Raw genomic sequence first — 21,978 nt, 5'->3', positions numbered from 1 at the left:
TTGTCTCAGGCGGAACCTACTGTCTCGAACAGTATGCTGTCGAGTGATTCCCGCGCGGTCGAGCCGGACCACACCACGAACTGGAAGGCCTGGAAATATGTCTCACAGGCGTCAAGCGCGCTGGAAAGTAGAACCTCGACCTGTTTGCTCGTGGGCTCGGCCCCACCCGACAACAGTAGTGACTGACGATACATGACCGCGCCCTCCTGCCGCCAGAGGTCGAAATGGCCCATCAGGAGCTGTTCGTTGACCAATGACAGCAAGCGCATCACCTCGTTGACGCGCGGCTCGCTGACCGCGATGTCGAAGGCGCACGCTAGGTGCAGCGCCTCGAAATCCTCCATCCACGAAAAGGAAATCTGGTAATCAGTCCAGCTCCCCTCAACCGTAATGGCGATTTCATCTTCCCCGGTGCGCTCGAATGCCCATTCGTTAGTGTGGGCCACATGCTCAATCACATCAACCGGATGCAAATCGCGCGCAATCTCTATTTCCAGAAGGCTCATCGCCACTACCTGCTAAATCGAATCTCGTATAACGCTGCGGGAGCACAGCGCACCCACCCAAAGGACACCAAACGCTTGAAAACTCACCGGCAGATAGAACGCACCAGCCGGGTTGCGGTTAAGAACCAGTTTACCGCTGCATGACCCTTGAAACGAATCATGCTGTAATTTCAGTGTATTGATGCTGAGTCCGAGCGCCAGTCCCCTTTTGGTCGAATGGCGAGAATGGATGTGGACAGAAGTTCGGAAAAAGATTCACGAGCCGCCCTTAACTGACTCTAAGACAACGATTTTCGGCGATTTCCACCTGTTGATAAATACTTAAGATTTATTTTGGGGATAGGCATACGGAGCATCGAAATATCGGAAAACAGGCAACCAAACAGCAATCTCTTTCACGCACCCCTGCCGACAAGCGTCCAGCTAGGCGTTAAACGGTCGTCATATCTCCGATATCCACATCATCTAGATTGCCTGTATTTGTAACACAACAGGAGGGTAGCGATGACAAGCGAGCCAAATACGAAAGTGACCGCAACTCAGAAAAATGATGATGGACGGTGGTATTATGTAATTACCGTCGATCAAGAAGAGGGGAACAAAGTTGGCCCTTACGACACGAAAGAAGAAGCGATCGCAGCAGGCGAGCAAAAATTAGCGGGAAATGCTAACGCTTAAAAGCGTTTGGATTGAGGAAGCCAGCAATTTACAGTTTTTGGTTTCCGAACGAGCTTCGGTGCTTGTTCGGCAATCAAGCCTTCTTTGTTCGGCCACCAGAAGCCGCCGGCTTTTCCGGCGTATCGCCCGGAGCCTTACCCTTCTGGCCTACAAGGGCCTCCAGTGCTTCGATGCGTGCCAGGAGCGCGGTATTTTCAGCTCGGGCCCGGATAGCCATCTCGCGCACAGCTTCAAAGTCTTCGCGCTGAACGACATCCATCGTGTTGAGCAAGCGTTCGGCTTGACCGCGAAATGCCGTCTCGACTTCGCGGCGCACACCCTGAGCGGCACCCGCAGCGTCGGTTACGAGCTTTGCCAGTTCATCAAGAACGCGGTTTGATCCATTGGTCATGACGGATACCTCTCTCATTTTCCAATCAAATAATCGCCGCGCTAGACGATTGCAAGCAAGTTGGCATTGGATCGGCAACGCACAAATGTTACCGGAGGAGCAACTTGACGCTGTTCTTACCCTCGCGCATGGTCCCGCCAAATTGAATCGCGACTATGGAGTGCCTTGTGAGCGAAATACTTCTACCAACATTTGCCGCGATCGCATTTCCCAATATCGATCCCGTTATTTTCACATTGGGGCCGCTATCCGTCCATTGGTATGGTCTCGGCTATGTGGCTGGTATTCTTTTTGCCTGGTGGTATGCCAAAAAGCTCATCAGCAAGCCCCGGCTCTGGGCCAACAACACACCGCCGATGAAACCTGCAAACCTGGACGATTTCGTTTTGTGGGCAGCACTTGGCGTCGTGCTCGGCGGGCGCATCGGCTATATTTTGTTCTATGATTTCGCCCGCTATATCGCCCATCCGCTCGACATGTTCAAAGTCTGGGAAGGTGGCATGTCGTTCCACGGCGGCATGCTCGGCACCATTCTTGCCATGGTGCTCTTTGCCCGCTCCCGCAGGATCAATGTCTACAGCATGCTCGATACGATTGCCGCAGGCGTACCTGTCGGTCTCGGTCTTGTGCGCGTTGCCAATTTCATCAATAGCGAATTATGGGGACGCCCGACGGACGTGCCATGGGGCATGGTCTTCCCGACAGGTGGGCCGTTCGTGCGCCACCCGAGCCAGCTATATGAGGCAGGTCTCGAGGGATTCGTATTGTTCACGGTTTTGGCTCTATTGATCTTCTACGGCCGCAAGCTGAAAAGCCCGCGCTTTATCGGCGGAACATTCGTTACGCTCTATGGACTATCGCGGATTTTCGTCGAGTTCTTCCGGGAGCCGGATGCGCAACTTGGTTACCTTTATGGCGGCTGGCTGACGATGGGGATGGTTCTTTCCGTTCCTATGGTCCTCGTCGGGTTGGCATTCATCCTGTCTGCCCGCAACCCTGAGGTCGCAACCGGACGATGAACCTCAAGCAACGCATTATCAAGCAGATCAGGGCCACCGGCCCGATTAGCGTTGCTGACTATATGGCGATGTGCCTGTTTGATCGCGACGCGGGATACTATACGACCCGCGAACCATTCGGGAAGGACGGCGATTTCATCACGGCACCTGAAGTGAGCCAGATTTTCGGCGAACTCATCGGTGTCTGGTGTGTCAGCACATGGCAAGCGCTTGGGTCGCCGGATCAATTCGTCCTTTGCGAAATCGGGCCTGGACGCGGCACGCTTATGAAAGACCTCATCCGCACAGCCGGCAAGATCGCACCGGGTTTTATCGCCGCCGCTAAAATCCACATGGTGGAAATCAGCGAGCGTTTGACGCGGATTCAGCAAAAGACGCTAGGAAAGCACAGTGGTGCCATCATCTGGGAAAAGAACTTCAGCAATATAGCGTCCGGTCCGCTGATTACCATCGCCAATGAGCTTTTCGATGCCATTCCCTCGCGTCAATACGTGAAGACGAAAGGGCGCTTTGTCGAACGCGTGCTCGCGCTCGATGCAGAGCAAAATCTTGTCTTTGCTGCCGGTTCCGGCTCGATTGACGCCGCTCTGCTTCCGCCGGGTAACGATATCGCTCCGGAAGGGAGTATTTTCGAGATTGCTCCAGCCCGCAATGCCCTCATGCAAAAGATTGCCGCGCGCATTCATCATGACCGAGGTGCAGCGCTGTTGTTCGACTACGGACATTTGCAACAGGGCTTTGGCGATACCTTGCAAGCGCTGAGCCACCATAATTCTGTCGATGTCCTACATATTCCCGGCGCAGCCGACCTCACCACCCACGTAGACTTCCATGGTCTCGCGCTGGCTGCACGTACAGAAGGTTGCAAGACCAGTGCGATGACCCAAGGCGACTTTTTGCTTGCGATGGGTTTGCTTGATCGCGCCGGAGCGCTGGGCCAAGACAAATCAGCGGAGGTCCGGGACCAAATTCGCCTCGAAGTCGAACGGTTGGCGGGACCGGAACAGATGGGAGCATTGTTCAAGGTGCTGTGCGTCAGCGATCCGGCAACGCATGTTTTCCCGTTCGAAGCGAAATAAATTCTGGCAATTGACTTCAATCGATTGCTCAACCACCATCCGCTCCCTTGAAAGGCATTCGGTATGATCACGTCAGACAAGCCAGCACCACTGCGTTCCTCCTTGCTGGGCTCCCCTGAAAAAGACCGAATCGCTCATGGGTTCTTTACCCGCAAAGGCGGCGTGTCGGACGGCATCTATCGCGGCTTGAATGTGGGCAGCGGTTCAAATGACGATCAGGATCGTGTCAAGGAAAATCGCAGACGCGTAGCTGAGTCGTTAGGCGCGCCCTTATCGCATCTGGTCACCGTCCATCAGGTGCATTCACCCGATGTCGTTACCGTGACGGCACCGCTTGGTGGTGACCGACCCCAGGCCGATGCCATGGTGACCGCCACTCCCGGCATCGTCATTGGTGCTCTTTCTGCCGATTGCGGCCCTATCCTTTTTGCTGACACCGAGGCGAAAGTGGTGGGCGCAGCGCACGCTGGCTGGCGCGGAGCCATCGGCGGCATTCTTGAAAATACCGTCGATGCGATGATTGCCCTGGGCGCGCGTCGCAACCGGATCCAGGCTGTTCTCGGCCCAACGATCGGTCCTGACAATTACGAAGTGGGAGGAGAGTTCTACGACCAGTTCGTTGGAACTGATCCCTCCTACCGAACGTTCTTCCGCGACTCAGCCAATAATGGTCACAAGATGTTCGACCTGTGGGCCTTTATCACGACGCGGCTTGAGCGTACCGGGGTAAAGGCCTCCGGGCTTCAACAGTGCACCTATGCGGATGAGGAGCAGTTTTTCTCCTACCGCCGGACGACCCATCGCAAGGAAGCTGACTACGGCCGCCAGATATCAGCGATTACGATCACGGAGTAAGAGTATGGCCCTTCATTTCGAACCGGAAGAATTTGCTGCGCGCCGTGACCGGCTGATGATGGTGATGGCCGAGCAGAAGCTTGATGCGGTCCTGCTATTTGCTCAGGAGAGTATGTACTGGCTCACCGGTTACGACACATTCGGCTTCTGTTTCTTCCAATGCCTGATTGTAAAGGCGGATGGCAGCAACGTGTTGATGACCCGCTCTGCCGATTTGAGGCAAGCGCGCCAAACCTCGAACATCGAGAATATTATAGTCTGGGCAGACCGCGATAACGCTAATCCGGCTGCCGATTTACGCGAACTTCTCAACGATCTCGATCTGCTCGGTTGCCGCATTGGTATCGAATACCAAACGCATGGGCTCACCGCCGCCAACGGCCGGAAGCTTGATGAACAGCTCACCGCATTTGGGCAACTCGTCGACATATCTGGCATTGTCGACAAGCTCCGCGCCCTCAAGAGCCCAGCGGAAATCGTCTATAGCCGCAAGGCGGCGGAGTTGAGCGACGAAGCGCTGGGCGCGGCATTGAAACTTATAAAGGCCGGTGCAGATGAAGGTACAATACTCGCTGCCATGCAAGCGGCAATCTTTGCCGGCGGCGGCGATTATCCGGCCAACGAGTTCATCATTGGCTCCGGTGAGGATGCACTTCTCTGCCGTTACAAGTCCGGGCGGCGCAAACTCACAAAAAATGACCAGCTGACGTTGGAGTGGGCTGGCGTCTATCGCCACTACCATGCCCCTATGATGCGCACTATACTGACCGGCAAGGCATCGAAACGTCATCAGGAGCTTTACGACGCGGCACACGAAGCGCTTGAAGCTGTCGAAGCAGCAATGACGCCTGATTTCACCTTCGGCGATGTATTCGACGCTCACGCCAAGGTGATGGAGGCGCATGAACTGACCCGACACCGGCTCAATGCCTGCGGCTATTCCGTTGGTGCCCGCTTCACACCATCCTGGATGGATATGCCCATGTTTTATTCCGGCAATCCCGAACGGATCCAACCCGATATGACATTGTTTGCCCATATGATTATTATGGATTCCGATAGCAACACGGCCATGACTCTGGGCCGTACCTATCTTACGACCAATGGCCAGGCGGAACCGCTTTCACGCCAATCTCTTGACTTGATCGTAAAATAAAACTTTTGTCTGTTTCTGTTTGCAAATGAGCACATATGTGACTCATGACGGGGTTTGACTGAAGATGAAGTCTCGCAACTCACTGACCTGTGTATTCGGAGTTCTGGCCGGTCTCTCACTTACGGCGTGTAATAGTTCAGAATCCCCGATTGGCGTTACGAAAACTGATCTGCCGTCGGCGCAGGGAAGCCAGACAACACCCGCGCCGGGAGCCCCGGCAACACCAGGCGCTTCAGCAACACCCCCCACCGCGACGCCTGGCACAAATGCACAGACAACGACGACGCCGGGCACGGTCCCCTCAGCCCGGGCGCCGTCAAGTGCGACTGTCACAGCCTCAGGGACCACCCAGACGGGAACGCCAGCCACGCCCGGGGCACAGCGCACGGCAAAGTTGCGGTTTGCGCCCATTGTCGGCGCACCTATTGCAGCGGCTACGCCGCTATCGCAACGCCTGTCCGCACTTGCCAAGGAAAAAGGCATCGTCCTCGGCACGGCTGCCGATACGGACAACACCCATATCATGAAGGGCTATTTTTCTGCCCTGCCCGACGGCAACCAGACGACGATCATCTACGTATGGGACGTACTTGACCCCGCGGGTACGCGCCTGCATCGCATACAGGGCCAGGAGAAAGTTCCGGGTGGGGGGACCGACCCATGGAGTACAGTCCCGCCGAAGGTTATGGAAGGCATCGCCGACAAGGCCATCCAAGGTTATCTGGCGTGGGTATTCGGCGCCAAGACGTGACATATTTACACGTTTAACGCGATATTCTCGATGAATTGTGCATGAATCCTGCTTGCCCGCTTGCAATGTGCGTCAAGGGCAGTAAAAGGCCCGCCATATCCTTTACTTTGGCTGCGCTCTGAAAAAGACGTGGAGAAAATACGGCATGAAACTCTTCGCGGGCAATTCCAATCGTGTTCTCGCCGAATCTGTCGCCAAATATCTCAATATTCCGCTCGGAAAGGCCAGCGTTCGCCGCTTTGCCGATCAGGAGATTTTCGTTGAGATTCAAGAAAACGTCCGCGGCGAAGACGTCTTTGTCATGCAGTCAACTTCTTTTCCGGCAAACGATCATCTGATGGAATTGCTGATCATGATCGATGCGTTCCGCCGTTCGTCGGCAAAACGTATCACTGCCGTTCTTCCTTATTTCGGCTACGCCCGTCAGGATCGCAAGCCAGGTCCGCGCACGCCGATTTCTGCAAAACTCGTGGCAAATCTGATCACCGAAGCTGGTGCAAACCGCGTCCTCACGCTCGATCTGCACGCTGGCCAGATTCAAGGCTTCTTCGATATCCCGACCGACAATCTCTACGCTGTTCCGGTCATCGCCCGCGATGTCCGTGCGCATTACGGGAAATCAAACGTCATGGTCGTTTCCCCCGACGTCGGTGGTGTTGTCCGTGCGCGATCTCTGGCAAAACGCATCGATGCACAGCTTGCCATTGTCGATAAGCGTCGTGATCGTCCCGGCGAGTCAGAAGTCATGAACGTTATCGGTGATGTGCGTGGCAAGGATTGCCTGTTATTCGACGATATCGTCGATTCCGGTGGCACGCTGTGCAACGCTGCTGAAGCACTCCTTGCAAAAGGCGCGACAAGCGTTACCGCCTACATCACTCATGGCGTGCTGTCTGGCGGGGCTGTCGCCCGTATTTCTAGCTCCAAGCTCAAGGAACTGGTTATCACCGATTCCATTCAGCCGACCCCAGCGATTGAAGCCGCACCCAATATTCGGGTACTGTCGATTTCCGATCTGATCGGTGAAGCCGTCTCTCGCACGGCATCGGAAGAGTCCGTTTCCAGCCTGTTCGACTAAATCATCCATATTCTATGCATGGACTTGGACACATCTGCGCAAGCAACAAACTTGCACATCCATCATCTTTCCGTTATAGAGCCGCCATCCGCGTAGACACCCTTGGAGGCAACGCGGAATGGAGCGGTCATTTCATCCGGTTCCGGATGAGCGTGCGACCGCTTCATGTTTTTTGAACAGCCATCCATTGGCCTCGAAAAACACTCCAGATTTGAACCTCGAAAGGAAATGCCATGAGCGAAGCATACGAGCTCAAGGCCGAGGCGCGCGAACGGGTTGGTAAGGGGTCCTCCCGGGAAATTCGCCGCAACGGTAAAGTGCCAGCTGTCATCTATGGTGACAAGCAGGCGCCAATCTCGATCACCCTCGACTACAAGACGCTGTACTACAAGATTCACGGCGGCGGTTTCAAGACGACGATTGCCAACATCCTTCTGGATGGCAAATCGATCCAGGTCCTTCCGAAGGACTTCCAGCTTGATCCGGTCAGCGACAAGCCAGTACACGTCGACTTCCTGCGCGTATCGGCCAAGTCGATCGTCAACGTGCATGTACCAATTCACTTCCACAATGAAGACGCAGCGCCTGGCATCAAGCGCGGCGGCGTTCTCAATATCGTTCGTCACGACGTTGAGCTTCATGCCCCGGCAAATGCCATCCCGGAAGCGATCGACATCGATCTGACCGGCTTGCAGATCGGTGATTCGATCCACATTTCCGCTGTGACCCTGCCGAAGGGCGTCACGACGGTCATTCAGGATCGCGATTTCACCATCGCCACCATTGTTGGCCACGCTACCGAAGTGGAAGAAGTCACTGAAGCAGTTGCGGAAGAAGCTGCAACGGAAGAAAAAGAAGGCGAGTAATCGTCTTGTCGATTGTTGGGAGCTAGGCGCGTGCTACTCATCGCAGGTCTTGGCAATCCGGGCTCCCAATATGCTACCAACCGGCATAATATCGGTTTTATGGCGGCGGATGAAATACACCGCCGCCATAATTTTTCCCCCTGGACCAAGAAGTTTCAGGCGCTCATCGCCGACGGCACCATCGAAGGCGAAAAGATCATCCTGATTAAACCCCAGACGTTCATGAACCTGTCGGGCCAGGCCGTCGGCGAAGCCATGCGCTTCTACAAGCTGGCTTTGAGCGATCTCGTCGTCATCTATGACGAGCTTGATCTGACCGCCGGCAAGGTGCGTGTAAAGACAGGCGGCGGCTCAGGCGGCCACAATGGCATCAAGTCCATCGACGCGCACTGCGGCAAGGATTATCGCCGCGTCCGCCTCGGTATCGGTCATCCCGGTGTCAAAGAAATGGTCACCAATCATGTACTCGGCAACTTTGCCAAGGCAGACAGCGAATGGCTGGAACCGTTGCTCGACGCGATTGCAGCAAATGCGGGATTGCTCGTCAAAAAGGACGATGCCGGTTTCATGAACCGCGTTTCTGTAGCTCTCGGCGGCGGCAGCAAGACCGAGCGGGAAGCGGTTGAAAAGCCAGTTGCAAAATCCGCTGGCCAAAGTCATATCCGGCAGGCTCGTCAGCAAAAGCCTGCCGTCAACATACCGAAATCCGGCCCAATGGCCGACATGCTGAACAAGCTCTTCGGCAAGAAAGAATAAGGATCGCACATTATGGGTTTCAAATGCGGCATCGTAGGGCTGCCCAATGTCGGTAAGTCGACGCTTTTCAACGCGCTGACCAAAACAGCCGCGGCCCAGGCTGCGAACTATCCGTTCTGTACGATCGAGCCGAATACCGGGGAAGTTGCCGTGCCTGATCCGCGCTTGCAGGCTATTGCCAAGATAGGCAAATCCGCAAACATTGTGCCAACTCGGATCGGCTTTGTCGATATCGCCGGCCTCGTGCGTGGTGCGTCGAAGGGAGAAGGCCTCGGCAACCAGTTCTTGGCCAATATTCGCGAAGTCGATGCAATCGTACACGTGCTGCGCTGCTTTGAGGACGACGATATCGCCCATGTGGAGGGGCGTATCGATCCCGTTTCGGATGCCGAGACGGTCGAAACGGAACTGATGCTGTCGGATCTCGAAAGCCTTGAACGCCGTATCGTGCAGTTCCGCAAGCGGGCGAGCAGCAAGGACAAGGAAGCACTGACCGTGCTCCCCGTCATGGAACAGGCACTAGCGCTTTTGCAGGAAGGCCAGCCAGTTCGCTTTATGCTGAACGGTATAGCAGCGGAGGACCTTGCCATTCTACAAGGGTTAAACCTCCTGACATCGAAGCCAGTGCTGTATGTCTGCAATGTTGCCGAAGAAGATGCAGCGGCGGGCAATGAGTATACAGAAGCCGTCGAAGAGATGGCGACCGGCCAAGGCGCTGAAACAGTCACCATTTCCGCGGCTATTGAAGCGGAAGTAGCGCAACTGCCGGAGGAGGAAGCGAAGGAGTATCTGGACGCTATGAACCTGGACGAACCGGGTCTCGATCGCCTTATCCGCGCCGGGTACAAACTCCTCCATCTCATCACCTATTTCACGGTTGGCCCGAAAGAAGCTCGCGCATGGACCGTCGAACGCGGCTCGAAAGCACCGCAGGCGGCTGGTGTCATCCATACGGATTTCGAACGCGGCTTTATTCGCGCCCAGACAATTGCCTACAATGATTATGTCTCCCTTGGTGGCGAAGTCGCAGCAAAGGACGCAGGCAAGGCGCGCGATGAAGGCAAGGAGTATGTCGTGCAGGACGGCGACATCATGCTGTTCAGGTTCAACACATAAACTTCAGGCAGAACATGAGCAAACACTCTCCCCGATACGCCTATGAGGATTTTACGATTGGCAGCGAATGGCCACTCGGATCAAAAGTCGTTAGGGCAGAGGAGATCATCGATTTCGCCAGCCAGTTCGATCCGCAACCGTTCCATCTGGACGAGGCTGCCGGCAAGGCCAGTGTGCTTGGCGGTCTTGCCGCGTCAGGCTGGCACACAGTCTCCATGTTCATGCGTATGCTGTGCGACGCATACCTCCTGGATTCTACATCGCAAGGCGCGCCGGGGATCGACTATCTGAAGTGGGTTCGCCCGGTTCTTGCGGGCGACATACTAACCGGAAAGACGACAATCCTCGACCGGCGCCCGTCCAAGTCAAAGCCTTCCCTGGGGTTTGTAAAGCTGCACCACTCGGTCTTTAATCAGGATGGTTTGCTCGTCTGCGAGTTGGAGCACACGGCGATGTTTTCCCTGAGGGGGCCAGCCACATGAGCAGTATCGAACAGTTGATCGGCGTGGAACGCGATCTCGGCACACACACCTTTGAAGCAGACGAAATCATCAACTTTGCAACAAAGTATGATCCCCAGCGCTTTCACGTCGATCCAGAAGCTGCCAAGAAAAGCAACTTTGGCGCGCTTTGCGCTTCTGGTTGGCACACAACCGCCGTGTGGATGCGCCTCAATGTCGAAGACATCAAGAACGTAGTCAAAGCAGCAATCGGGCGAGGTGAGCAACCTCCGCAATTCGGCCCCTCGCCCGGCTTTGAAAACCTCAAATGGCTGAAACCGGTTTATGCCGGCGATACGATCCGCTTCACCCGTACGGTGACTAGCATTCGGGCGCTTCAATCGCGTCCCGGCTGGTCGATGATGCAGCTGTCCTCTGCCGCTTATAATCAGAACGGCGAAAAGGTTTTGGAATTTGATAATGCTGCGCTCATAGCGCTGCCTGCTTGAATACGTTCAGTGTCCATCGAAAGCGATTAGCGTACGAACATTGACGCCGAGAGCTTCGAGCTTCTTCCGTCCGCCGAGCTCCGGCAGATCGATGATGAAACACGCACTGACAATATCCGCTCCCATTTGCTGCAATAGCTTCACTGCGGCTTCTGCAGTGCCGCCGGTCGCAATCAAATCATCCACTAGAATGACCTTGTCACCCGGCACAATCGCGTCGCGATGCATCTCCATCTCATCGACGCCATATTCGAGGCTGTAGGCAATACGCACTGTATCGTGCGGAAGCTTACCCTTCTTACGGATGGGCACGAAACCGGAAGAGAGCTGGTGCGCCATGGCTCCACCGATAATAAAGCCGCGTGCCTCGATGCCAGCCACTTTGTCGACCTTGCCGCCAGCATAGGGATGTACGAGCTCGTCCACAGCTCGCCGGAAAGCGCGGGCATTGCCGAGCAATGTCGTAATATCGCGGAATACCACCCCGGGTTTGGGATAGTCGGGAATGTTGCGGATGGCGTCGACCAGCGTCTGCTTCAGAGTTGAATCCATCTCGTTGTTCCTTCGTGCCGACCGCAGGACACAGACAATCTACTGTCCTGACTTCAAAAGAAAAGGGCGCAACGCGCCCCTTTCAATATCCAATATCTCTCATCGATCAATGCTCGACGTCAGCCCAAATTCTACGTTTTGCCACATAGACCAGACCGGCGAAGAGAACGAGGAAGACCATGACGCGGAACCCGGTCTTCTTGCGCTCTTCAAGATGCGGCTCTGCAGCCCACATCAGGAACGCAGCAATGTCCTGCGAGTATTGAGACAGCGTCTGCGGCGAACCATCATCATAAGTCACCTGGCCATCCTGCAGCGGCGGCGCCATTGCGAGCGACTTGGCGGAAATGAAGTATGGATTGTAGTGCGTGCCTTCTGGAATCTGCATGCCTTCCGGCGGCGTTTCGCCAAAACCGGTGAGAAGCGCATGAATATAATCCGGGCCGCCTTCCTGATACTGAGTGGCGATATCGAACACGAAGCGTGGGAAACCTCGTTCTACCGCACGCGCCTTGGCGATCAGCGAGAAATCCGGCGGCGCCGCACCGTTGTTAGCGGCGGCTGCAGCCTGAACATTGGGGAACGGCGAAGGGAAATAGTCGGAGGGCAGTGCCTTGCGGGTGAACATCTCACCTTCAGCATTTGGGCCATCCTGTACTTCATATTCAGCAGCAAATGCCTTTACCTGCGCTTCCGTATAGCCCAGTTCTTCAAGCGAACGGAACGCCACAAGATGCATCGAATGACAGGCAGAGCAAACTTCCTTGTAGATCTTCAGACCGCGCTGCAGCTGCTGCTTGTCGTAGTGACCGAACGGACCGGCAAAGGACCAATTCACCTCGGCCGGCTCCTTGATCGGGAAGTGAGTTGGTTCAGCCGCATTGTGTGCTTCTTCGGCGGCATTGGCGACACCGAATGCCAGCATTGTGCCGAGGCCGGCAGCTGCGAGACCGAGGAGGATTTTTTTCATGTTTGAGCCCTTCACGATTCTCAAGCCCTGGTTTCCGGAGCGGCAGCGACGCCAGCCGGTTGGCCGCCACTCTTTGTTTTCGCAAGCACAGCTTCGGTAATCGAATTCGGCAACCGCCGCGGCGTCTCGATCAGGCCAAGCAGAGGCATGACAACAATGAAGAAGCCAAAGTAGTAAGCCGTTCCGAACTGCGAAAACAGCGTGTACAAGCCCTCGGCCGGTCGTGATCCAAGCCAGCCAAGCATGATGGCATTGGCGATGAAGAGCCAGAAGAACAGCTTGTACCAAGGTCGGTAGACAGCTGAACGTACCTTCGACGTGTCGAGCCATGGCACGATGAACAGGATAGCGATCGAACCGAACATCGTCAGAACGCCGCCGAGCTTGGAATTGATCGGTCCAATGTTGAAGGTGATGGCGCGCAGCATTGCGTAGAACGGCAGGAAGTACCATTCCGGAACAATGTGGGCTGGTGTCTTCAGCGAGTCAGCCTGGATGTAGTTGTCCGGATGGCCCATGAAATTTGGCAGATAGAAGACAAAATACGCGAAGAGGATCAAGAACAGCAACAGTCCGAACGCATCCTTGACAGTCGCGTAAGGGGTGAAGGCAACCGTGTCGGTCTTCGATTTGACTTCGATGCCGGTCGGATTCGTCTGACCGGTTACGTGCAGTGCCCAGACGTGCAGGATGACAACACCTGCGATCATGAACGGCAGCAGATAGTGCAGCGAGAAGAAGCGATTGAGCGTCGGATTATCAACGGCAAAGCCACCAAGCAGCAACTGCTGGATCGGGTCGCCGATAATGGGGAACGCCGTGAAGAATCCGGTGATAACCGTCGCACCCCAGAAGGACATCTGTCCCCATGGCAGCACATAGCCCATGAACGCCGTTGCCATCATCAGGAGAAGGATGATCACACCGAGGATCCACAAGAGTTCGCGCGGCGCCTTGTATGAACCGTAGTAGAGCCCGCGGAAGATATGCACATAGACCGCGAGGAAGAACATCGACGCGCCGTTGGAATGCAGATAGCGCAGCAGCCATCCGGAATTCACGTCACGCATGATCTTTTCTACGGAGTTGAACGCCAGTCCGGTATCGGCGGCATAGTGCATGGCCAGAACGACGCCGGTCAGTATCTGGGCGACCAGCATGATCGCCAGGATGCCACCGAAGGCATAGGCGTAGTTGAGATTGCGCGGGACCGGATAGGCGACGAAAGAATCGTAAATCAGACGTGGCAACGGCAGTCGCGCGTCGATCCATTTTTCGATGCCGGTGCTCGGCGTATAGGATGAATGTCCACCGCTCATGTCGTGTCTCCCCGTGGAACCTTAGCCGATCTTGATGACGGTGTCGGAAGTGAAAGTAAGTGGCGGGATGGCTAGATTTTCCGGCGCTGGGCCAGAACGAATGCGCCCGGCGGTATCGTATTGCGAACCGTGGCACGGGCAGAACCAGCCACCAAAATCGCCTTGCTGACCGAGGGGAATGCAGCCGAGATGGGTGCAAACGCCGATCATCACAAGCCAGCTTTCCTTGTCCTTGGCGGCAGCGCGGTCCGTGTCGGTTGCTTGAGCGTCGCTTGGCAGATTGGCATTGCGCGCAATTGGATCCTTCAACTGACTCAATTGGACGTTTTTCGCATCCTCGATTTCTTTCGGCGTCCGGTTGCGAATGAAAACCGGCTTGCCCCGCCATTTGACCGTCAGGGACATACCTGGCTGAACAGCCGAAACATCAACTTCGATAGACGAGACTGCCAGCGTCGACGCGTCCGGTCTCATCTGATCGATAAAGGGCCAAGCAAAGGCTCCTGCACCGACCACACCGGCCATACCTGTCGCAATATAGAGGAAGTCACGCCGTGTCGGCTCGGTCGTATCGTGTGCGCTCACGGGGCCTGTTCCTTTCCGAATAACAACGCAGCGGGAGAGTCCAGATTGTCAGCACAATAGAAGACTGGCCCAAGAACTGAGCCATGAGGAATCCCCAACATATGGCGTGGTTTCTAAGCATGTCGCTTGAGCTTGTCCAGTGAGACAGCGTCACAAGGGCAGGATGTCGCAGGGATAAGCTGCCAAGCTAGTCATGCCCTATAAAGCCGCCGGATTGCCTTGCCCAAAGCCCGGCGTAAATGCCGTTGGAAGCAATCAGTTCTTCATGGGTGCCGCTTTCGACAATCCGGCCTTCGTCCATCACAACCAGACGGTCGAGAGCGGCAATAGTTGAAAGCCTATGCGCAATGGCTATGACGGTCTTGCCATGCATCAGGCGGTAGAGGCTGTCCTGAATCGCAGCCTCAATCTCTGAATCAAGCGCGGATGTGGCTTCGTCCAGAATGAGGATCGGCGCGTCCTTCAGCATCACGCGGGCAATAGCGATGCGCTGGCGTTGACCGCCGGAAAGTTTGACACCGCGCTCGCCCACATGCGCATCAAAGCCGTGCCGCCCGCTCGGATCGCTCAAGCCGCCGATGAAGGCATCAGCCTGAGCATTCGCGACTGCCTGCCGCATCATCTCGTGCGAAGCATCCGGTCTTCCGTAAAGAATGTTGTCGCGGACCGAACGGTGCAGAAGCGACGTATCCTGCGTGACCATGCCGATATGTGCACGCAGCGAGTCTTGCTCGACTTTCGAGATGTCCTGGCCATCGACGAGGATGCGCCCGCCTTCAAGATCGTAGAATCTGAGTAACAGATTGACTAATGTCGACTTGCCCGCACCCGAACGACCGACAAGCCCAACTTTTTCGCCCGGCTGGATAGCTAGCGACAAGTCTTCAATGACGTTCCTCGAACTGTCATAGTGAAATCGGATGTTTTCGAATTGGATCGCCCCAAGGGGTACGGTCAGCTCTGCAGCACCCGGTCGATCGATGACTGTGACCGGTCGTGCCAGCATCTCCATGGAGTTCTGGATCGTACCATAATTCCGCAGGAGCCCATTGAGATTTGCCATCATGCGGGTCAGGAGCATGCTCAACCGAAGGACGAGGCCAAGCGTGAATGCCACTTCGCCGGACGAAATTTCACTTCGGAGCCAAAGATCGATCGAGACATAGGCGACGACGCAGATCATCACCCCGCTCGTCGAAGCGAGCGAAATGCGTATGCCGCTCAGGCCCCGTGTCAGCGCACTGATCGCGACGAGCCACCGATCCATACCACGGCGCATATAGGCGTCGTCGCGCCGAGCGGTACCGAACAGCTTGAGCGTCTGGATATTGCTGTAGCCGTCGACCAGACGCCCCATGGCGACGGAACTCGATTCAGCCGTTTCCCTTGCCGCGCGCCGGACCCGCGGCAGGAAGTAACGCGCAGTTATGCCAAAGACCGCGAGCCAGATCACCACCACCAATGCGAGCCGCCAATCTAGCCTGCCAATCAGAATCAAGGTTGTTACGCAGTAGACCAAGCTGAACCACACGGCCTGAAGCAGGGTCACCATGAAATCCCCGAGGGCCTGCCCGAGCGCCCAAACCTTTGTAACGATGCGGCCGGAAAAATCATTCTGAAAGAAGGAAAGGCTCTGCCGGTAGACAATGCTATGTGCCTGCCATCGCACCAGATTGTTAAAGCCAGGAACAATAGCCTGCTCTTCGACCAGCGCCGCCATGGAAAGTACGATCGTACGCCCAAGGAACACAGCCAGAAGCATCAGGAGAAGCGCGATGCCGTGCTTGTCGACCAATCCGTCCCAACCCGCAGTGCGATCGGTCGATGACAGGATGTCGATGATTTTTCCGACAAACCAGAACAGGCCCGCTTCAAAAAGTGCAATCAGCCCACCACAAACAAGCATAGCCAGGAATACATATTTTTCCTGGGCGACGTAGAACCACATGAATGCCAGGGGTTGATTTGGCACCTGGTCCGCGGGCGGATTAGCGTAAGGATCAACCCAGCTTTCGAACAGGCGGTAAAGGCTTCTCATTCAATCCACATCAGTCAGATATTCCTCGGGGTTCGGAAGCTGTGGAATACAAAGCATTCGTCATGAGCAGGATACCTTTGGGTGAGTCCTGCCAACGGTCAAACTAAACTTGCTCTGGCTTACTCTGCAGCTTCCTGATCATCGAGACCAAGGAATCCGCCTGACTGTCGCGCCCACAATCCGGCATAGATTCCATTGGCAGCGATGAGTTGCTCATGGCTACCGCTTTCGACGATCTGCCCCTTGTCCAGAACAATAAGCCGGTCGAGCGCCGCAATGGTCGACAACCGGTGCGCAATGGCAATAACGGTTTTTCCCTGCATGAGCCGATAGAGATTGTCCTGGATCGCCGCTTCCACCTCGGAATCGAGCGCTGAAGTTGCCTCGTCCATGATGAGTATCGGGGCATCCTTGAGCATGACACGAGCGATAGCGATGCGCTGGCGCTGACCGCCTGAGAGTTTTACGCCGCGCTCGCCGACATGGGCTTCAAAACCCCGCCTGCCTTTAGGGTCAGAAAGGTCTTCGATGAAGCCATCGGCTTGCGCATTCCTCACCGCGCGAAGCATCATCTCCTCCGGCGCATCTGGACGTCCATAGAGCACGTTATCTCGAACTGAGCGATGCAGCAGCGACGTATCCTGTGTTACCATGCCGATATGAGCGCGAAGCGAATCTTGCGAGACCTTCGAAATGTCCTGACCATCGATAAGAATCCGGCCCGATTCGAGGTCGTAAAACCGAAGGAGCAAGTTGACCAGCGTAGACTTGCCGGCGCCTGATCGTCCAACGAGACCGATCTTTTCGCCCGGACGAATGTCCAATGACAATCGATCGATGATGCCAGTCCCTTTGCCGTAGTGGAAACCGATTGAATCGAAGCTGATCGCCCCTGCACTGACTTTCAGCTCAGGCGCATTCGGGACGTCAGGCACAAGTCGCGGCAGGGAAATGGACGTAATACCGTCCTCGACGGTGCCGATATTCTCGAACAACGCCGACATTTCCCACATGATCCACTGCGACATGCCGTTGAGGCGAAGCACTAGCCCAATACCCACCGCTACAGCGCCGACGGAGATTGCCGAGCCGAGCCACAGCCAGATGGCAATGCCGCCAACCGAAAACAGCAACAGGCAATTCATCGCATAGAGCGAGAAGTGAAAACTTGTCACCATCCGCATCTGCCCGTGGACGGTTTGCAGGAAATTCTCCAGTCCTTCACGTGCATAGCTCTCTTCCCGCCTGGAATGCGAGAAGAGCTTTACCGTGGCGATGTTCGTGTAGCTGTCGACGATTCGGCCTGTCATCGTCGATCGCGCGTCGGCCTGCCGTTGGGATATGACCCGTATTTTCGGAATGAAATAGCGCAGCAGCCCAATGTAAATGATAAGCCAGACAACAAAGGGCAGCATCAGCCGCAAATCAGCTGCCGCTGCGATAATCAGTGTTCCAGTGAAATAAACGATGACATAATTGAGGACGTCGAGCAGTTTCATCACCGTTTCGCGCACGGCGAGCGAGGTCTGCATAAGCTTGGTGGAGACACGGCCCGCAAACTCATCCTGAAAGAAGGTCATGGACTGGCGAATGAGATAGCGATGCACCATCCAGCGGATACGCATGGGATAGTTGCCGAGTAAAGTCTGATGGATGATAAGCGAATCGGCCAACACAATGCCGGGCATCACAATCAGCACGACACCGGAAATCAGTGCCAGTTTCCAGCCTTCATCGGCGAGGAACGTTTCGCGCGAATGATTGGAAAGCCAGTCAACGATATTGCCCATGAATGCGAACATCGATACTTCGAGCACAGCGATCAGAGCCGTGCAGACAGCCATAAGCGCGATCCATGGCCAAGCGCCTTGGGTATAATGCAAGCAGAATGCGACGAGAGTTTTCGGCGGCTCACCCGGTTCAGCGGATGGAAAAGGTTCAAGCCTCTCTTCAAACCAGCGAAACATTGTTAAACCTCATTGGCCTTGTCGATCCGTATCGACTCATGGAGGACCTATCGTTGACTGCACCATATACCGACTTGCGTGTCGCACTCTACCAGCCTGACATTCCCGGCAATACCGGTACTATTTTGCGCATGGCTGCTTGTTTTGGCGTTGGCGTCGATATCATCGAACCTGCGGGGTTCGACATTTCTGATCGTGCGCTGAAGCGAGCCGGAATGGACTATCTCGAACAGGCGGCGCTGACACGTCATGCCAACTGGGAGCAGTTTCAGGAATGGCGGCTTGGCCAAAAACGCCGGGTTCTGCTTTTCTCCACCAAGGCGGCCGAGCCTTACACTCAGTTCACGTTCTTGCCCGGTGATATTCTGTTGTTCGGCCGCGAATCCGCAGGCGTTCCAGACGACGTTCATCAAGCCGCAGATGCCAGGCTGATCATTCCTATGGTTGCTGGTGGACGTTCGCTCAATCTGGCGCTTTCCGCTGCCATTGCAACGGCGGAGGCCCAGCGGCAATTTTTCGTTGATTTTATGAAAACCCGCCGATCATCACTGGCCGGCGGGTTTTCCTAGTCCACGACTTGCGTGTCAGTCTATCTGGGTGGCCTTGCCGCCTTCCCACTTGTAGAAGACGAAAGCAGGCGTGTTCAAATCTCCCGTGCTGGAATAGCTGAGATCGCCTGCTACGGTCGGGAATGCTTCACCCGACTTGATCTTTGCCGCAACTTCAGTTGGTTCAGCCGAGCCAGCCTTCTCGATACCTCCAGCGATCACTTGCAGGGCAGCATAGGCGTTGAGCGTGAATGCTTCAGCCGGAATGTTTTTAGCCTGAAGCGCTTCCACGACCTTCGCCGCAGCGGGATTTTTGGTTGGATCGGCACTGTTGGTGAACAATGTACCCGCTGCGGCCTCGCCGCCAATTGCCCAATATTCGGTGTTCGACAGGCCATCGGGGCCAATGATCTGAGCCTTGATGCCCTGATCGTTCAATTGACGGGCGATCAGACCGCCTTCAGCATGATAACCGCCGAAGTAGATCACGTCGGCTTTTTCGGACTTGATGCGGGTGATGAGCGCGCTGTAGTCCTTTTCGCCGGCATTGATGCCTTCAAAAACGACCTCGGTGACACCGCCCTTGTTAAGCACGGCCTTCAGGCCATTTGCGATACCGGTGCCATACGGCGTTTTGTCGTAGACGATAGCGATGCGCTTGTCCTTGAACTTTTCGAGCATGTACTTCCCCGCAACATCGGCTTGCTGATCGTCGCGGCCGCATGTGCGGAACACGGTTTCGAGCCCACGTGTCGTCAAGTCCGGTGTGGTAGCCGTCGGAGTGACCATGACAATACCATTTTCAGCCAAAACGTCTGAAACCGGCATTGCAACACCGGATGTCACCGGGCCAACCACGAACTTGATGCCTTCACCAACCACCTGGTTGGCAACCGACACGCCCTGCTTTGGCTCACCGGCATCGTCAAAGACCTTCGTTACGATCTTTTCGCCTTTGATGCCGCCTGCTGCATTGATGGCTTCGGCAGCGCTTTCGACGCCATTCTTAACCTGCAGGCCATAGGCCGCGACGGGCCCGGTCACGGGGGCGATAATTCCGACGACGATGTCGGCTTTGGCAAACGACGTCACCGCCATGACAGCGACCAACGCTACGCCAGAGATCAATGATAAGCGCATTGTGTCCTCCTTAGATTTTCTTATGCGTCCGGAAGATTCTCCGGTGCTGGCAAAGTTCTACTGTCTTTGGAAATGGCTGTCAGCCACGATCACTCGAAATTCTGAAGAAATGGAAGAAAATCCGAAGAATTTTCAGAAACTGGGACCGTTTTTGGCCGAAACAATCAGTTATTTGAAAAAGAAGATCAATTTTATTGTTGAATCGCGGAATTATCGTATTTTCAATCTGCGTTTGGCAAGCGGCGCATCGTGAATTCGATGATATCTCCAGGACGCTCATACCAGCTCTCAATTTCGGTCCAATAGGCGGCTTTGGGATACTGCTCAAACCATTCGCGTGCCTTTTCGCGCGCCGCGAGACGCGGCAGTTTAAAACTCTCGCGAACAAATGCACCACGTTGCTGGCTCGGAGCTTCGCGGCTTTCCTTCAGTCTTTTTCGCAAACCGTCAAGCGGCGGCTTTGGATATTGCGACCGGGGTGCTTTGGAGACCATCTCGTATCCCTCACTGAACCCTATGATAATAAGATTAGGTGCAGTACAGCCGGAAAACGAGTCATTTTTTTATGGATAGACCGAATGAGCGGGAGGTCCTTCCTTTTGGCTTCAAGTTGATGTGATAATGTCCAGGCGAAAAAGGATTCTTTGCCATGGACCGTCCAGATATCCCCGCCGTTCTTCCCGAAGCGCTCGACGACAAGAAAGCCGATGCCACTGCCTGGTTTATGGAATTGCGCGACAAGATTTGCGCGAGTTTCGAGCAGTTAGAAGACGAACTGGACGGACCACTTTCCGACCGTACGCCCGGTCGCTTCAAGCAAACACCGTGGCAACGCGACGATGGCAAGGGCGGCGGCGGTTTGATGTCGGTGATGCACGGCCGCGTTTTTGAAAAGGTTGGCGTTCACACGTCCACGGTCCACGGCGAGTTCTCGCAGGAATTCCGCAAACAAATACCGGGAGCTGACGAGGATCCCCGTTTTTGGGCGTCAGGAATCTCGCTGATCGCTCATCCTCAAAGTCCGTTTGTCCCTGCTGTACACATGAATACGCGCATGGTGGTAACGACGAGGCAATGGTTCGGCGGTGGGGCTGACCTTACGCCAGTTCTTGATCGCAAGCGCAATCAGGAAGACCCTGATACACTCGCTTTCCACAAGGCGATGAAGTTTGTTTGCGACAAGCACTCCGCCGTCGCGGATCATGAGAAATTCAAAGCGTGGTGCGACGAGTACTTCTACCTTCCTCATCGCAAGGAGCCACGCGGGACGGGCGGAATTTTCTATGACTGGCTGCATTCTTCAGAAGAAAATGGCGGCTATGCTGCCGATTTCAATTTCACACGCGATGTAGGCCGGGCCTTTTCGGTGGTCTACCCCTATCTCGTGCGGCAGAATTTCAATCACGACTGGACAGATGCCGACCGTCAGGAACAGCTTGTCCGCCGTGGCCGCTATGTCGAATTCAACCTGCTCTATGATCGCGGCACAATCTTCGGCTTGAAGACCGGCGGGAATGTCGATTCCATTCTCTCGTCGATGCCACCTACGGTCAAATGGCCATGACTGGATATTTAAGGGATCAATCCGCCGCTTGATGCGTTATGCTATCCGCTGGTGCGGCGAAGGGGCCGCGCTGTTGTGAACAAAGCACGCATTTT

24 protein-coding genes are annotated in these 21,978 nt (G+C 55.2%); 14 read left to right on the top strand and 10 right to left on the bottom strand.

The window, feature by feature from the left end; genetic code table 11:
* Positions 1-5 precede the first annotated feature (5 nt).
* Positions 6-506 (bottom strand): YbjN domain-containing protein, encoded by a 501-nt coding sequence (locus ACSQ3H_RS09505; protein ID WP_436116829.1) that lies wholly within the window; start codon positions 504-506, stop codon positions 6-8.
* Between the two features lie 504 nt (positions 507-1,010).
* On the opposite strand from ACSQ3H_RS09505, the gene ACSQ3H_RS09500 reads away from it, so the two are divergent.
* Positions 1,011-1,184, top strand: coding sequence for a hypothetical protein (locus tag ACSQ3H_RS09500; protein ID WP_436116828.1), 174 nt, complete (start codon positions 1,011-1,013; stop codon positions 1,182-1,184).
* A gap of 73 nt (positions 1,185-1,257) precedes the next feature.
* Here ACSQ3H_RS09500 and ACSQ3H_RS09495 read toward each other — a convergent pair whose 3' ends face one another.
* Positions 1,258-1,575 (bottom strand): accessory factor UbiK family protein, encoded by a 318-nt coding sequence (locus ACSQ3H_RS09495; RefSeq protein ID WP_436116827.1) that lies wholly within the window; start codon positions 1,573-1,575, stop codon positions 1,258-1,260.
* 155 nt (positions 1,576-1,730) lie between these two features.
* Here ACSQ3H_RS09495 and lgt point away from each other — a divergent pair, with 155 nt between their 5' ends.
* From lgt to ACSQ3H_RS09440, 11 genes are all read left to right on the top strand, one after another.
* The gene (gene lgt / locus ACSQ3H_RS09490) at positions 1,731-2,594 is read left to right on the top strand and encodes a prolipoprotein diacylglyceryl transferase (RefSeq protein WP_436116826.1); all 864 of its coding nucleotides are present in this window, start codon (positions 1,731-1,733) and stop codon (positions 2,592-2,594) included.
* Positions 2,591-3,673, top strand: coding sequence for a class I SAM-dependent methyltransferase (locus ACSQ3H_RS09485; RefSeq protein WP_436116825.1), 1,083 nt, complete (start codon positions 2,591-2,593; stop codon positions 3,671-3,673). The genes lgt and ACSQ3H_RS09485 overlap by 4 nt, the downstream gene beginning before the upstream one ends.
* 63 nt (positions 3,674-3,736) lie before the next feature.
* Positions 3,737-4,528, top strand: coding sequence for a peptidoglycan editing factor PgeF (gene pgeF, locus ACSQ3H_RS09480; protein WP_436116824.1), 792 nt, complete (start codon positions 3,737-3,739; stop codon positions 4,526-4,528).
* Between the two features lie 4 nt (positions 4,529-4,532).
* Positions 4,533-5,684, top strand: a complete 1,152-nt coding sequence (locus tag ACSQ3H_RS09475) for a M24 family metallopeptidase (protein ID WP_436116823.1) — start codon at positions 4,533-4,535, stop codon at positions 5,682-5,684.
* 64 nt (positions 5,685-5,748) lie between these two features.
* Positions 5,749-6,435 (top strand): hypothetical protein, encoded by a 687-nt coding sequence (locus ACSQ3H_RS09470; protein ID WP_436116822.1) that lies wholly within the window; start codon positions 5,749-5,751, stop codon positions 6,433-6,435.
* A gap of 145 nt (positions 6,436-6,580) precedes the next feature.
* Positions 6,581-7,513 (top strand): ribose-phosphate pyrophosphokinase, encoded by a 933-nt coding sequence (locus ACSQ3H_RS09465; RefSeq protein ID WP_436116821.1) that lies wholly within the window; start codon positions 6,581-6,583, stop codon positions 7,511-7,513.
* A gap of 233 nt (positions 7,514-7,746) precedes the next feature.
* Positions 7,747-8,379: a 50S ribosomal protein L25/general stress protein Ctc gene (locus ACSQ3H_RS09460; protein WP_436116820.1), complete on the top strand. Its 633-nt coding sequence runs from the start codon at positions 7,747-7,749 to the stop codon at positions 8,377-8,379.
* Positions 8,380-8,409: 30 nt separating this feature from the next.
* Positions 8,410-9,135 (top strand): aminoacyl-tRNA hydrolase, encoded by a 726-nt coding sequence (gene pth / locus ACSQ3H_RS09455; RefSeq protein WP_436116819.1) that lies wholly within the window; start codon positions 8,410-8,412, stop codon positions 9,133-9,135.
* A gap of 12 nt (positions 9,136-9,147) precedes the next feature.
* Positions 9,148-10,251 (top strand): redox-regulated ATPase YchF, encoded by a 1,104-nt coding sequence (gene ychF, locus ACSQ3H_RS09450; protein WP_436116818.1) that lies wholly within the window; start codon positions 9,148-9,150, stop codon positions 10,249-10,251.
* A gap of 14 nt (positions 10,252-10,265) precedes the next feature.
* Complete coding sequence (locus tag ACSQ3H_RS09445) at positions 10,266-10,733, top strand: MaoC family dehydratase (protein ID WP_436116817.1); 468 nt, start codon at positions 10,266-10,268, stop codon at positions 10,731-10,733.
* Positions 10,730-11,200, top strand: coding sequence for a MaoC family dehydratase (locus ACSQ3H_RS09440; RefSeq protein WP_436116816.1), 471 nt, complete (start codon positions 10,730-10,732; stop codon positions 11,198-11,200). The genes ACSQ3H_RS09445 and ACSQ3H_RS09440 overlap by 4 nt, the downstream gene beginning before the upstream one ends.
* 6 nt (positions 11,201-11,206) lie before the next feature.
* On the opposite strand, the gene ACSQ3H_RS09435 is transcribed toward ACSQ3H_RS09440, so the two are convergent.
* The 6 genes from ACSQ3H_RS09435 to ACSQ3H_RS09410 form a co-directional block, all read right to left on the bottom strand.
* The gene (locus tag ACSQ3H_RS09435) at positions 11,207-11,752 is read right to left on the bottom strand and encodes an adenine phosphoribosyltransferase (RefSeq protein WP_436116815.1); all 546 of its coding nucleotides are present in this window, start codon (positions 11,750-11,752) and stop codon (positions 11,207-11,209) included.
* A gap of 106 nt (positions 11,753-11,858) precedes the next feature.
* A complete protein-coding gene (locus ACSQ3H_RS09430) occupies positions 11,859-12,722 on the bottom strand; it encodes a cytochrome c1 (protein WP_436116814.1) in 864 nt (287 codons plus the stop codon).
* A 20-nt stretch (positions 12,723-12,742) separates the two neighbouring features.
* Complete coding sequence (locus ACSQ3H_RS09425) at positions 12,743-14,041, bottom strand: cytochrome b (protein ID WP_436116813.1); 1,299 nt, start codon at positions 14,039-14,041, stop codon at positions 12,743-12,745.
* A gap of 21 nt (positions 14,042-14,062) precedes the next feature.
* Complete coding sequence (gene petA, locus ACSQ3H_RS09420) at positions 14,063-14,626, bottom strand: ubiquinol-cytochrome c reductase iron-sulfur subunit (RefSeq protein WP_436116812.1); 564 nt, start codon at positions 14,624-14,626, stop codon at positions 14,063-14,065.
* Between the two features lie 187 nt (positions 14,627-14,813).
* On the bottom strand, positions 14,814-16,664 hold the full coding sequence (locus ACSQ3H_RS09415) for an ABC transporter ATP-binding protein (protein WP_436116811.1): 1,851 nt from the start codon (positions 16,662-16,664) through the stop codon (positions 14,814-14,816).
* A 119-nt stretch (positions 16,665-16,783) separates the two neighbouring features.
* Complete coding sequence (locus tag ACSQ3H_RS09410; protein ID WP_436116810.1) at positions 16,784-18,631, bottom strand: ABC transporter ATP-binding protein; 1,848 nt, start codon at positions 18,629-18,631, stop codon at positions 16,784-16,786.
* 53 nt (positions 18,632-18,684) lie between these two features.
* On the opposite strand from ACSQ3H_RS09410, the gene ACSQ3H_RS09405 reads away from it, so the two are divergent.
* Positions 18,685-19,200, top strand: coding sequence for a tRNA (cytidine(34)-2'-O)-methyltransferase (locus ACSQ3H_RS09405; RefSeq protein ID WP_436116809.1), 516 nt, complete (start codon positions 18,685-18,687; stop codon positions 19,198-19,200).
* A gap of 15 nt (positions 19,201-19,215) precedes the next feature.
* Here ACSQ3H_RS09405 and ACSQ3H_RS09400 read toward each other — a convergent pair whose 3' ends face one another.
* Complete coding sequence (locus ACSQ3H_RS09400; protein ID WP_436116808.1) at positions 19,216-20,319, bottom strand: ABC transporter substrate-binding protein; 1,104 nt, start codon at positions 20,317-20,319, stop codon at positions 19,216-19,218.
* Positions 20,320-20,540: 221 nt separating this feature from the next.
* Positions 20,541-20,813, bottom strand: a complete 273-nt coding sequence (locus tag ACSQ3H_RS09395; protein WP_112530662.1) for a hypothetical protein — start codon at positions 20,811-20,813, stop codon at positions 20,541-20,543.
* 155 nt (positions 20,814-20,968) lie between these two features.
* Between ACSQ3H_RS09395 and hemF the strand changes: the two genes are divergently transcribed.
* Positions 20,969-21,883, top strand: a complete 915-nt coding sequence (hemF, locus tag ACSQ3H_RS09390) for an oxygen-dependent coproporphyrinogen oxidase (RefSeq protein ID WP_436116807.1) — start codon at positions 20,969-20,971, stop codon at positions 21,881-21,883.
* Positions 21,884-21,978 lie beyond the last annotated feature (95 nt).

Origin of the sequence: Phyllobacterium sp. LjRoot231 (assembly GCF_964253365.1) — a bacterium.
Lineage (GTDB): Bacteria > Pseudomonadota > Alphaproteobacteria > Rhizobiales > Rhizobiaceae > Phyllobacterium.
The sequence above is the reverse complement of the archived record's forward strand: the minus strand, read 5'-3'. Positions and strand labels throughout refer to the sequence as shown.